Origin of the sequence: Lentzea kentuckyensis (assembly GCF_002150765.1) — a bacterium.
Classification (GTDB): domain Bacteria; phylum Actinomycetota; class Actinomycetes; order Mycobacteriales; family Pseudonocardiaceae; genus Lentzea; species Lentzea kentuckyensis.
This window is the reverse complement of sequence record NZ_MUYM01000094.1, coordinates 39,188-51,922: the sequence shown is the minus strand read 5'-3', so window position 1 is coordinate 51,922 and position 12,735 is coordinate 39,188. Positions and strand designations below refer to the sequence as shown.

General features: G+C 67.8%; 9 protein-coding genes. All 9 read left to right on the top strand.

Translation table 11 applies throughout. The features are described from left to right. Nucleotides 1-629 precede the first annotated feature (629 nt). The 9 genes from B0F77_RS36185 to B0F77_RS36140 all read left to right on the top strand — a co-directional run bounded on the left by B0F77_RS36185 (nucleotide 630) and on the right by B0F77_RS36140 (nucleotide 12,615). A complete protein-coding gene (locus B0F77_RS36185; RefSeq protein WP_086667537.1) occupies nucleotides 630-1,499 on the top strand; it encodes a hypothetical protein in 870 nt (289 codons plus the stop codon). 242 nt (nucleotides 1,500-1,741) lie between these two features. Then, nucleotides 1,742-2,065, top strand: coding sequence for a pilin (locus B0F77_RS36180; RefSeq protein WP_245849111.1), 324 nt, complete (start codon nucleotides 1,742-1,744; stop codon nucleotides 2,063-2,065). Nucleotides 2,066-2,155: 90 nt separating this feature from the next. After that, complete coding sequence (locus B0F77_RS36175; RefSeq protein WP_143467080.1) at nucleotides 2,156-4,075, top strand: TrbL/VirB6 family protein; 1,920 nt, start codon at nucleotides 2,156-2,158, stop codon at nucleotides 4,073-4,075. Continuing rightward, nucleotides 4,072-5,088, top strand: coding sequence for a PrgI family protein (locus B0F77_RS36170; protein WP_086667535.1), 1,017 nt, complete (start codon nucleotides 4,072-4,074; stop codon nucleotides 5,086-5,088). The genes B0F77_RS36175 and B0F77_RS36170 overlap by 4 nt, the downstream gene beginning before the upstream one ends. 5 nt (nucleotides 5,089-5,093) lie before the next feature. Continuing rightward, the gene (locus tag B0F77_RS36165; protein WP_143467078.1) at nucleotides 5,094-6,908 is read left to right on the top strand and encodes a VirB4 family type IV secretion system protein; all 1,815 of its coding nucleotides are present in this window, start codon (nucleotides 5,094-5,096) and stop codon (nucleotides 6,906-6,908) included. A gap of 35 nt (nucleotides 6,909-6,943) precedes the next feature. Further along, a complete protein-coding gene (locus tag B0F77_RS36160; protein WP_143467076.1) occupies nucleotides 6,944-9,469 on the top strand; it encodes a type IV secretory system conjugative DNA transfer family protein in 2,526 nt (841 codons plus the stop codon). Between the two features lie 15 nt (nucleotides 9,470-9,484). After that, complete coding sequence (locus tag B0F77_RS36155) at nucleotides 9,485-10,546, top strand: replication-relaxation family protein (protein WP_086667534.1); 1,062 nt, start codon at nucleotides 9,485-9,487, stop codon at nucleotides 10,544-10,546. A gap of 7 nt (nucleotides 10,547-10,553) precedes the next feature. Next, nucleotides 10,554-11,516 carry a C40 family peptidase gene (locus tag B0F77_RS36150; protein ID WP_245849110.1) on the top strand — a complete coding sequence of 321 codons (963 nt, stop codon included), beginning with the start codon at nucleotides 10,554-10,556 and terminating at the stop codon, nucleotides 11,514-11,516. A 781-nt stretch (nucleotides 11,517-12,297) separates the two neighbouring features. Beyond that, nucleotides 12,298-12,615, top strand: a complete 318-nt coding sequence (locus B0F77_RS36140; protein ID WP_086667532.1) for a hypothetical protein — start codon at nucleotides 12,298-12,300, stop codon at nucleotides 12,613-12,615. Nucleotides 12,616-12,735: the final 120 nt, after the last annotated feature.

Below are 12,735 nucleotides of genomic sequence, written 5' to 3'. Positions count from 1 at the left end.
AGATGTGTAATAAGAGACAGGGTGTGCGGGGCACGGGGTCGGTGTCGGGCCGGTGGTCTCGTGGTGCCATGGGGTCCTCCGCTGCCGTGAGGTCGATGAATCCGTGTGGCACCTCTCAACTGCGCGGACAGCACCCGTTTTCGGACACGCCAGCCTGACTTTTCTTATTGGGAAGTGAAACCAGGTGTGGAGGATCTGGGTGCCTCGCTGAGCGAGTAGTCGGGGGTTGCTTCGAGGCAGTTGTGGGCGGCGTGCATGGAACGACGAAGCAATTGTTTCTTTGCGAGATTCGAGAGTGGAGCTTAGTTAGGGCGTTGCCGGTCGGGTGGATGGCAACCGTGCAGCTACTACCGGGCTACTACAGCCGCGCCATAGCGGCAGCTAGACGCCTATTGGAGATGGGCGCGCCGCTGGCTCCTGATGATCACAGTACGGCGGCGGCCGGGGCAGTCTCGCCGGTGCGTTTGTGATCTCTGTAGTGGTCATGTAGTTGCGTTGTAGTAGTTCGGTAGTAATTGCGTAGTACCGGCTGTGTCTTCCTTGCTGCGTTCACTTCAAAGCGCAAGGGAGCGTACGTCATGGCTGAATACATTGCAGGTGGCGAGCGGGAGGAATCCTCGGGCGGGTCGGTGTTCGACGTCGCCTCGAAGGCTTTCTGGCTGCTGGTGACGGGCCCGAATCCGATCGCGATCGACGGGCGGGTGTTCGACGGTTTCCCGGACCGGCTGGTGCCGCTGAACGAGGTCCGGCGGAGGCTGCTCGCCGCCCGCCGTACCGATGCCATGCGTGACCAGGTGTGGGCACATGTGATCGAGCGGGCGCGTGCCGAGCGCGGCGCGTGGACGGTCGGCTGCGTCGGCCTGGCCCTGCCAGGACTGATCACCGCGGCGGCGCGCTTGGTCGGTCCCTATGCGGCTGACCCAGCTGATGTCTACGCCGCGATGCTCGCGGGATTCCTCGAGGAGTTGGCCCGGATCGACACCGGCAAGCCGTGGATTATGCAGCGGCTGCAGGCCGCTGCTCGCGCTGCCGGGATCCGGGTGATTCGGGAGGAACTGGACCGACCCACTCCGGTCGACGAACGGTTCCGCTCCGAGCCGCCGCCCGCGCCGTGGGGACACCCCGATCTGGTGCTGGCCCGCGCGGTGGCCGACGGCGTCATCACTGCAGCGCAGGCCGAGATGATCGGCGCCACCAGGCTGGAGGAGATCTCCGCTCGCGACTACGCCGCCGCGCACGGGATCAACTACGACACTTTCCTGCGGACGCGGCTGCGCGCCGAACGCAAGCTCGTCGCCTACCTGACTGGCGCTTTCGAAGGTGACGACTCGACGACCGCGGACACCGACCTCGTCGACTGCGTGGCCGCTCGGCTGGCACTCGCTCCGGACCGTCGGAACCCCCGCGCGCAATCACACCCCGTAACCAGCCGTCGGCCGGGCCAACCACGGAAAAGTCGCCGTCGCGTGTCCGAAAACGGGCGTTGCGAACGCAGTTGAGAGGTGCGGGACACCACCGCCCCCGCACCGCCAACGGCCTCGCTCTCGGAGGTGCCCCAATGTTTCCCACTCTGCATCGCCCGCAACATCCCCGGCGCCCGCGCAACCCGTCTCCCAGTCTGGCTACATCAGGTGGCCGACATGTGGCCGCAGCTTGCGTTCACAACTCGCCAGATGGCTCACAGCGAGACATCGCTGGATGCACACCTCCGAGGGATCGCCAGATCCGTCGCCGGGGTCGGTTGGCGTTGGTCACGGCCGAACTGGTTGTCGTGGCGCTGCTCGTGACGTCGTCGGTGGCTCGCGCGCAGGCCGTTCAGGTGGTCGCGCTGGCACAGACGCTCGACGAGGTCCTGAACAACATTCGCAACTGGTTGATGGGAATCCTGGGCGGCATCGCGACGGTGTGCTTCACCGTGGGCGGCGTGCGCCGGATCTTCGGCGCGGGTGATCCGGGGGAGCAGGAGAAGGCCAAGGAGTGCTTCAAGGCCGGCGCCTGGGGCTTCGGGCTGGCCGCGCTCGCGCCACTGATCGTGGTGGTGCTCAAGGGCATTGTGGGTGCGTAGCCGATGCCCGCGCAGAGGTCAGGTCATACAGCGGTCACCTCCGCGACGATGTCTCGCCCGATGGCTTCTCCGCCGCAGGAGCGGCGCCGCGTGGTCGCTCGACAGCCGGTGTTGTGGCTGCTGCTGGCCGGGCTTCTTGCGGTGCTCGGCGGCATGGCCACTGTCGCGGTGGCCCAGCCGAATCCGGCCCCGCCGAACCCGACCGGCGCCGTGCCGCCCTCCAGCACGGCGGGCCCGTGCCGGCCCAGCGCTCCGGGCCAGCCGCTGCCCCCGCAGTGCATCCCGCAACCCACCAGCAGCACCATCACCGCGCCACCGGTCACCACGCCGTCGGCGCCGCCGAACCCGGCCAGTGGCGACTGCGGCATTACCGATGTCGATGCGTGCATCGCAGATGGCATCACGAACTTCTTCTGGGCGCTTGTGGTCGGGGCGCTGAACTCGTTGCTGCGTTTGGTCGGTCAGACGCTCCTGACCACTCCGACGCTGGAGCAGCTGCCGCGCGTCGGGGAGCTGTGGGAGTCCTCTCGCGGCATCGCGGTCGCCTGTTACGCCCTGCTGGTCATGGTCGTCGGGATCGTGCTGATGACCTACGAGACCCTGCAGACTCGGACCACGCTGCGCGAGGTCGCGCCGCGGATTGCGACCGGGTTCCTTGCGGCGAACCTGTCGCTGTTCTTCGCGACCAAGGCGATCGAGTTCGCCAACGCCCTTTCCTACGCGTTGGTCGCGCCGGGTGTGGATCCCAGCGGCGCTGCACAGACGCTGTCCGCGTTGCTCACCAACACGGTGATGAACTCGGTGAGCAGCGGCGGGGTCTTCGGCGTGTTGCTCTCGCTGGCCATCGTGGTGCTGCTCGTCTCGCTGGTGGGTACCTACGTGGTGCGGGTCGCGCTGACGGTGGTGCTGCTGGCCGGGGCGCCGTTGTTCCTGGCCGGTCATGGTCTGTCCTACACGGACGGAATCGCCCGCTGGTGGTGGCGTGCCTTCTTCGGAGTGCTCGGTATCCAGCTCGGCCAGTCGCTGGCGCTGATCACCGCGCTGCGGGTGTTCTTCGCCGAGGGCGGGTTCACCATCTTCGGGCCGACGCCGGACGGCATCGTGAACCTGATCGTCACCGGTGCGCTGCTGTGGATCCTGGTCAAGATCCCGAGTTGGGTCATGCACCACATCCAGCTCGGCGGCGGGAGCCGATCGATGCTCGGGTCGTTGCTGCGGGCGTTCGTCATGTACAAGACGTTCGGCCTGCTGCGCGGCGGAGCCGGTTCACACGCTCGCGCCGCAGGCGCCACCACGGCGGCGAGCCGGTCCGGTGGCGGAGCGAACAGTGCGGCCAACCCGTACGCGCGCGCCCGCATGAACAGCAGCGGCCAGTACATGTTGCCGCTGACCGGTTTGCGGCGTCAGCGCCGCAGCAAGCCGACCACCACTGTGCCGACGGGCGGGGCAGCACCTAGTCGCCGCGGTGCTCAGCTGACGTTGCCACTGGACGGGGACTGGCCAGAGAACAAGCCGATCCTCGGGCGCGACGGCCAGTACCGGCTGCCTTTCGCGGTACAGCGCACTGCGAAGACCGCCCCTCCCTCCTCGTTCGGCGGGCCGAATCCGGCACGGCGTGCGGGTCGACAGTTGGAGCTTCCACTCGACCCGTTCAAGGGAAACAGGCCGCTGCGCGGTGGGCAGTATCCGCTGCCGCTGGATGTGCGCCGCACACCTCACCCGCCGGCACCGCCCACCCCGTCAGCACCAGTTGCCCGGCGACGCGCGCCCCGCCAGCCGGAGTTGCCGTTAGACCCGTACAAGGGCAACCGGCCATTGCGCGGTGGGCAGTACCCGCTGCCGCTCGACGTCCGGCGCACTCCGCGTCCACCTGTGGACAAGCCCGCGCCACCGCCCGTGTCACGGCCCGCCGGCTCGCAGCTGCGGTTACCGCTGGATCTGCCGGCCACACCTGCGGCACCGGGTGCCCGTCCGAGCCGTCGCCGCCCCAGCCAGGGAGATCCCCGATGACCGTCCACATTCCCGCTGATGTCGACCGGCCGGACCGGGTGCTGGCAGGACTGACCGCCCGCCAGCTCACCCTTCTCGCTACGACAGGGGCGTTGCTCTACATGGCTTGGACCCTCACTCGAGGATTTCTGCCGTGGCCGGTGTTTCTCGCCCTGGCGGTTCCGATCGGCGTGGCGGCAGTGGTCCTGGCGTTTGGTCAGCGCGACGGATTGCCGTTGGATCTGGTGCTCCTCGCCGCTGTCCGTCATGTCTTCACCGCGCGGCACAGGGTCGCCGCCTCCGACGGTGTGCGGGCCGTGCCACCGTGGCTGGCCACCCGTGCCGCCGACAACCCGGTAGAGCGAGTCGGGCCGCTGCGGCTGCCCGCCGAGGGTGTGGACACGGCCGGGATAGTCGACCTCGGCACTGACGGCCTGGTCGCGATCGCTTCCTGCTCGACCATCAACTTCGCGTTGCGTACACCCGCAGAGCAGGAAGCTCTGGTCGCAGGCTTCGCTCGCTACTTGCACTCGCTCACCGCACCCGCGCAGGTGCTCGTGCGCACCGAACGCATCGACCTGTCCACGCAGATCGCCGAGCTGCGCGACCACGCTGGAGGACTGCCGCACCCCGCACTGGAGGCCGCGGCGCTCGAGCACGCCGACTACCTCTCGCAGCTCGCCGCACAGGCAGATCTGCTGCGCCGCGAGCTCCTGTTGATCCTGCGCGAACCGCTGCCCACTTCCGGTCGTTCGCACGGCACATGGCTGCCTTCCCGCAACCAGCAGCGGTCGAGCGCGCCCGCTGCCCGGCGGGCCGCCGAATCCCGGCTCGTGCGCCGACTGCACGAAGCGACCGAGTTGCTCAGCCCGGCTGGGATCGTGCTCACCCCACTGGATGCTGCCCGCACCACCAGCGTGCTCGCTTCGGCCTGCAACCCCGACACTCTGCTGCCCTCAGGCGCCCTAATCGCCTCCAGCGACGAGGTCATCACCACCACCCAGAACTGGCCCGACTACGAGGGCGAGGAGTGACCGGCATGGGCACGCAGGCGTTCACTCCGGACTCGATCAGCGTCGGCACCCGACACCTGCAAGTCGGCGGCGACTGGGTCACCAGCTTCGCCATCACCGGCTACCCCCGTGAAGTCCAGTACGGCTGGCTCACCCCACTGCTGGGCTATCCCGGACGCCTCGACATCTCGCTGCACGTCGAGCCGGTCGACCCAGTCACTGCAGCGAACCGGCTCCGTAAACAGCTCGCCCGGCTGGAGTCGACACGGCGGCACACCGCCGACCACGACCGGCTTGCTGACCCACACGTCGACGCCGCCGCCCAGGACGCCCACGAGTTGTCGGCCCGTGTCGCCCGCGGCGAAGGCAAGTTGTTCCGGCTGGGCCTGTACCTGACCGTGCACGCCGACACCGAGCAGGCGTTGGCCGATGAGGCCGCCGCGGTCCGGGCGTTGGCGGCGTCCCTGTTGATGGACGCCAAGTACGTCAGCTACCGCGCGCTGCAGGGCTGGGTCACCACGCTGCCGCTCGGGCTGGACCTGGTCGGCATGACGCGGGTGTTCGACACCAGCGCCCTGGCCGCCGCCTACCCCTTCACTTCACCAGATCTCCCACAACCCGACGTCGCGGACACAGGCGCGCCGGGCGGAGTGTTGTACGGCTACAACCTTGCGTCGCAAGGGTTGGTGCATCACGACCGGTTCGCGCTGCCCAACCACAACGCCGTGGTGCTCGGCCGCTCCGGCTCGGGCAAGAGCTACCTGCTCAAACTGGAACTGCTCCGCTCGTTGTACCGAGGCATCACCGTGCACGTGGTCGATCCGGAGGACGAGTACGCCCGCCTGGCCCATGCCGTCGGCGGAACCTACTTGCACCTCGGCGCTCCCGGCGTTCGTCTCAACCCGCTCGATCTGCCGGTGCACACCCGGCCCGACGGGCGGCGCACCGCGCCGAAAGACGCGCTGGTGCGGCGCAGCCTGTACGTGCACACAGTGCTCGCCGTGCTCTTCGGCGCCGAGCTGACCGCGGACGAGCGCGCGGTGCTGGACCGAGCGATCTCTGCGACCTACCAGCAGGCCGGGATCACCGCCGACCCGCGCACCTGGACCCGGCCTGCGCCACTGCTCAAAGACTTGCGCGACACCCTTGCTGCGGGACGGCACACCACCCTCGCGGCGCGGCTGCACCCGTTCGTTGAGGGCGCGTTCCGCACTTTGTTTGACGGCCCCACGACCGTGGTTCCTGACGGGCATTTGGTGGTATTCAGCCTGCGAGATCTGCCGGAGGAACTCAAAGGCATCGGCACACTGCTCACGTTGGACTCGGTGTGGCGTCGCGTGGCGAACCCGGCGATCCGACAACGACATCTTGTCGTGGTGGATGAGGCGTGGCTGCTGATGCGCCAGCAGGCCGGCGCCGAGTTCCTGGCTCGGATGGCCAAGACGTTCCGCAAGCATTGGGCTGGTCTCACTATCGCCACCCAGGACACCGCCGACGTGTTGGGCAGCGATCTCGGTAGGACGATCGTCGCGAACGCCGCGACCCAGATCCTGCTGCGCCAGGCACCCCAGGCCATCGAGGACATCGTCCGCGAGTTCGGCATCTCCGCTGGCGAACGACAGTTCCTGCTCTCGGCTGAACCGGGACAAGCACTGCTGTCGGTTGGGCCACAACGGGTTGCGTTCCACGCCGTCGCATCTCCGGCCGAAGACTTTCTGGCCACGTCCTCACCCGCCGAGCTCGCCGAGCACCTCGGCGACGCTGATACCGGCTACCTCGATCTTGGGCCCGACACGCACCTGGACGCCGACGACGACACGTCGATCGACCTCCACGCCTGAACCGGCAAGTTTCTCGACGCTCACGGAGGCCTCTCATGCCTGCCTTCACCTCGGCCGCGACAGCGGCGAACTCACTGTCCGCCCCGGCAGCGGTCGCGCAGACCGCGGGCTGGCTCGAGGACTACCTGCGTGACCCCGCAGGCGTACTCCGCACGGTGCTCGCCCGCCTGAGCGCATGGGCTGTGCTCTACGGACCTGTAGCGGTCCCGCTGACGGCCACAGTGCTCGCGGCGGTGGTAACCGGACGCTGGTGGTGGCGACGACGCTGCCACCAGCGGTGGATCACCGACGCCCGCACCATCACCGTGCTCGCTCCGCCCACCGTCGATCCAGCGGGCGGAGAAGCGTTGTGGGCGCAGCTTGTCGGGCTGCTGCGCCCGGCCTGGGCACGCCTGCTCACCGGCCAGCCGCATCTGGCCTTTGAGTGCTGCTTCAGCGAGTCGGGCGTCGCCATCCGGCTGTGGGTGCCCGGCACCGTGCCACCTGGCCTGGTGGAACGCGCGATCGAGGCAGCCTGGCCAGGCGCACACACCCACACCAGCCCCGCCACGCCGCCCCTCCCGATACCGGAACCGGGAATGTGGCAGATCGGCACCGGCGGCCAGTTGCGGCTCGCACGCTCCGAGAGCCTGCCCATCCGCACCGACTTCGACACCGACCCACTACGCGCACTGCTGGCAGCGCCGATCGGACTGGGACACGGCGAGCACGCCTGCGTGCAGATCCTCGCCCGCCCCGTCACCGGCCGCCGCCTCGCCCGCGCCCGCCGCGCCTCCCGACGCATCCACACCGGCGGTTCCACACGCACCGTCAGCCGGCTACTGGATCTGATCACACCTGGCATGCGCACCGACCGACGGGCGCACACGACAACCCACCTGGACCCACAGTCCTCTCTGGACTACTCAGCACAGAACCGTGCCATCGTGGCAAAGCAACGCGGCTCCCACTACGAGACGACCATCCGCTACGCCGTCACCAGCACCCTGCCCGTAAGCGCCGTCCCAGACGAGGTGCGGCAGGCGTTCGAGATCGTGCGCGGCCGGGCACACGCACTGGCCACGGCGTTCGCCACGTTCACCGAACACAACCACTACACGCGCCGCCGCCTACGTCACCCGGCATCCGTGCTGGCCGACCGTCGTCTGCACACCGGCGATCTGCTGTCCGTTCGAGAACTCGCCGCGCTCGCGCACTTGCCGATCGATGACACCACTCCTGGCGTGCAGCGCGCCGGAGCCAGGGCGATTGCGCCACCGCCTGGCGTCCCCGTACCTGGCCCGGAAGCCAAACCGCTCGGTGTCACCGATACCAGGCATCGCCGCCCGGTCGCCCTGTGCGTCCCGGATGCCCGCCAGCACCTGCACGTGCTCGGCGCCACCGGCTCCGGCAAGTCCACCCTGCTCGCCACGACGATCCTCGCCGACGCCGAAGCAGGCCGCGGCCTAGTCGTGATCGATCCCAAAGGCGACCTCGTCACCGACGTGCTCGCCCGCCTGCCCCGCACGGCCGCAGACCGGGTGGTGCTGTTCGACGCCGACGACCGGCGTCGCCCGCCCTGCCTGAACCCGTTGGACGGCGGGGAAACCGACGTCACCGTTGACAACCTCGTCAGCGTCTTCCGCCGCGTCTACAGCGCCTTCTGGGGACCGCGCACCGACGACCTCTTCCGCGCCGCATGCCTCACCCTGCGTGCCCAGCCCGGCACAGCCTCGCTGGCCGACCTCCCAGCGCTGCTGTCCGAGCCAGCGTTCCGGGAGCGGGTTACCGCCAACGTCACTGATCGGATCCTGCGTGGCTTCTGGGACTGGTACGACGACCTGTCCGACGCACAACGCTCCCAGGTCGTCAGTCCCCTGATGAACAAGCTGCGCGCATTCCTGCTGCGTCCGTTCGTCCGCGACGCCATCGCAGCAGGCCCCTCCACAGTGGATATGAGCGAGGTCCTCGACGGTGGCATCTGCCTCGTGCGGATCCCGAAAGGATCGCTCGGCGAGGAGACCACTCGTCTGGTCGGCTCACTTGTGGTCGCCCGCACCTGGCAGGCCGCCACCGCCCGTGCTCGCGTCCCGCAACGTCAGCGCAAAGACGCCTCGCTGCTGATCGACGAATGCCACAACTTCCTCAACCTGCCCTACCCGATCGAGGACATGCTCGCCGAAGCCCGAGGTTTCCGGCTGTCCATGGCGCTCGCGCACCAGCATCTCGGCCAACTACCGCGCGAACTACGCGAAGGCATCAGCACCAACGCACGCTCCAAGATCTACTTCACCGCGAGCCCCGAAGACGCGCGCGAGCTGTCCCGCCACACCGCACCGCGGCTCTCCGAACACGATCTCGCCCACCTCGGCGCCTTCCACGCCGCCGCACGCCTTGTCCTGCACGGCGAACAAGCACCGCCGTTCACCTTCCAGACCGATCCACTGCCCGCCGCCACACCGGGACGAGCACGCGAAATCCGCCGCGCAGCTCGAACCCGCATTACCAGGCCGCAGGCCACAACCGCGCCCCAGGCCCAGGACAACGGTGCCCCGCCGACTGATCCCCGCCGCAGCCACTAACGCCCGGAGGTACACGTGATCTCCAATCCCACCAAGCAACGCAACCTCCGAGGTCACCGCGCCAGCCGGCCCAACCCGCGCCTCGCCGTCACTGTCGATCACCAGGCTCAGCTCGCCTGGCGGCTCACTCCACGCGACCGGTGGATCATCCGGATGCTGCACGAGCACCGCGTGCTCACCACGACGCAGATCAGCGATCTCGCCTTCACCGGACCCCGGCTCGCGCGGCAACGGCTCCGCGAGCTCTTCCAGTACGCGGTGGTAGACCGGTTCCAGCCGTTCGTCACCCTCGGCACCGCGCCCATGCACTACGTGCTCTCGCCCGCGGGCGCCGCTGTCCTGGCCGCCGAGGACGGTCTGGAGGTCAAAGACCTCGGCTACCGGCAACACCGCGCATTTGGCATCGCGCACAGCCTCACCCTCGCGCACACCGTCGGTGTCGGCGACTGGTTCACCGCCCTGATCGCCCGCTCCCGCTACGACTCGACGACCGCTCTCACCGCCTGGTGGTCGGAAACCCGTTGCGCCCGCCTGTTCGGCGACCTCGTCAAGCCTGATGCCTACGGCCGCTGGCGTCACAACGACCGCGAGATCGAGTTCTTCCTCGAGTACGACCTCGGCACCGAGCAACTCGCCACCGTCGCCGCCAAGCTGCACGGCTACGCCTGCCTCGCCGCCGCCTCAGGCATCGCCACCCCACTGCTGGTGTGGCTGCCCACCAGTCGACGTGAGGCCGCCGCGCGCCGTCTGCTCACCCGAACCTGGCACGAACTGGACCACCCCGACCAGGTTCCAGTCGCCACCGCCAGCGCCAAACTCCTCAACCCCCATGCACCACAACCGAGTCCTGCCGACCCGGTTTGGCTACCTGTGCACACCAGCGGACAACCAACGCGGAGCGCCCTGCACGAACTGCTCGACGTCTGGCAGAACCTGCCTCGGTCGGCGCCGACACATGTATCGGCCGACAGCGTGGATTCCGGCCAAGCCGCCCGACGGACCCTGCTACCCGCGCCGCCACCTATGCCGCCGGTACCCAGCACGTCGGACCAGCGCTCGGCTACACGTCGGAGGTGATGCGGTCGTGCTCGCCAAAGTGGGACTGGCCACCATGGGCGGCGCAGTGATGGTCATGCTGCTGGTCGCTGGGACCGTGCACGGTTTGTTCGGCACGCTGTTCGGCAACGGCGGCTCAGTGGACTGTGCGCGGCCGATCACCGACATCCCCGCGGACTACTGCCACCTCTACGTCCGCGCCGCCCGCGAGTGCCCCGGCCTGGAGTGGAGCATCCTCGCCGCCATAGGCAAGATCGAGAGCGATCACGGACGACTCAACGCGCCGGGCGTTACCAGCGGAGAGAATTTCGCTGGTGCAGGCGGGCCGATGCAGTTCCTCGCACCTACCTTCGCTTCGGTGATCTCCCGGCACACCATCCCGCCTGACGGCCGGACACCACCTTCGCGCTACGACCCGCATGACGCCGTCCACGCCGCGGCTTTCTACCTGTGTGACTCCGGCGCACGCGACGGCAAAGACCTCTACGGCGCGATCTTCACCTACAACCGCGCCGACTGGTACGTCCGCAAAGTCCTCGACCAAGCCACCACCTACGCGCAGGCGGCATCGAACGGCTCGACAGCCTGCGCCACTCACCACGTCGGCCACGTGACCGCACCCATTGCGCTGGCCGTGCGGTTCGCCTGCGATCAGCTCGGCGAACCGTACGTGTGGGGTGGTGACGGCGGCGCGGAAGGCGGTTGGGATTGCTCAGGACTGACGCAGGCCGCCTACGGCGCTGCGGGCATCAAGCTTCCACGAGTCGCACAGGACCAGTACAACGCAGGTCCTGTCCTGCCCGCCGGAACACCGCTACGGGCGGGCGATCTCGTGTTCTACGGCGCTGGGACTGCGAGCATCACGCACGTCGGGATCGCCATCTCACCAACCCGCATGGTCAACGCACCTGAGCCGGGCACGACGGTTCGGGTCGACCAGGTTGGCCGCTATCTCGCTGCCACGCGGCCTACCGCATCCCACGCATCCTGAGCCTGTGCTGGCTACTTCGACGCTTGAGCGTCTTCAGGCGCGATAGGGCAGCGACTGGACGATCCACATTGGAACACTGGGCTTAGGTCTTCTGTCACGTCGACATCGTCGCGAGTGAACCATCGCCAGAGCGGCCGTCTGCCCTTCTGTGGAAACTCGACGTAAACCGCGTAGCTGTAGTCAAAGTGCGCCTGGAGTGCAAGGAGTTTCGCCTCATCACAAGAGCACCGAGTGGAGCCGTGTTTGGCCTCCAGCACAAGGAGGTTGTGGTTCCTCGATGACCCAGAACGGTCATGCACGATCAGATCCGGATACACGACAAGTCCCCTACGGCCCCGCCTACGACAGTACTCGCAGAGTTCAAAGGCCTGCGGCAGCTCCTTCCGCGCGTTGATCGACGAGCTGTTGACGTGGTGGCGGTTGTACTCCAAGTCGACTGACAGTCGCGTGCTCCAGGAGTCGACCTGTGTCGCCAGGTAGCGGCCGATGTGGAACAGCAGAGAGCGCTCGTTCGTGCGCTCTCTGAACAACTGCCACTCGTGGTGATAGACGTCGTGGATTGCCTGGCGAAGACCTGAGCGCACCATGTCCAGATCTGAAGGAGCGTCTGTCAAGGTGGCCCTCTGTTCTGCGGTCCGGCGGCTGAGGTCGTCGTGTAAGCCTGCCAGATTCTCGTTCCTGGGGTGTCCTGAGAGCTCCTCTGAGCCGATACCTTGTCATGCAATACGAACCGATCAGGTGTACCGGGTGCGGCGCCGTTGCCATCAGCAGGAACGAGGGTATGCGCGCGGGCACTGAAGAACACAGGGCGATGCTCGCCGAGGTCGAACAGCGGCGGAAGGTCATGCGTGCCGAGGGCAAGGACCCGGACAAGGTTGGGCTGCACTTCGATGGCGAGTGCCCAACGGACGCGCATACGTTCGAGCCGATCTCCTGGCTGCTGATGTGGCAGGTCAAACTTGTCAGCGAATCGGTAGGCAGGTGGCCGACGCTCGACGAACTCAAGGCGTCGGCGCAGAAGATGATCGATGCAACGCCGCCGGAAACCAGAGCGCGGGGCCGTGTCGTGGTTGCGTCCAGTCGCGACCGGCGTGAGTGAGACTTGATCATGTTCCCGGTGCCGCTCCGGAGTGGCTGGGTTCATCACGCCGGAGCGGTCAGCCCTTCAGTCTCGGCTGGTGCCTCTTGGTCATTCGAAACCGTTGCCTCACAGTGATTC

Coding starts and splice junctions, on each gene's coding strand:
- B0F77_RS36170 (WP_086667535.1), top strand. CDS start 4,072: ATGACCGTCCACATTCCCGCTGATGTCGACCGGCCGGACCGGGTGCTG.
- B0F77_RS36165 (WP_143467078.1), top strand. CDS start 5,094: ATGGGCACGCAGGCGTTCACTCCGGACTCGATCAGCGTCGGCACCCGA.
- B0F77_RS36160 (WP_143467076.1), top strand. CDS start 6,944: ATGCCTGCCTTCACCTCGGCCGCGACAGCGGCGAACTCACTGTCCGCC.
- B0F77_RS36140 (WP_086667532.1), top strand. CDS start 12,298: ATGCGCGCGGGCACTGAAGAACACAGGGCGATGCTCGCCGAGGTCGAA.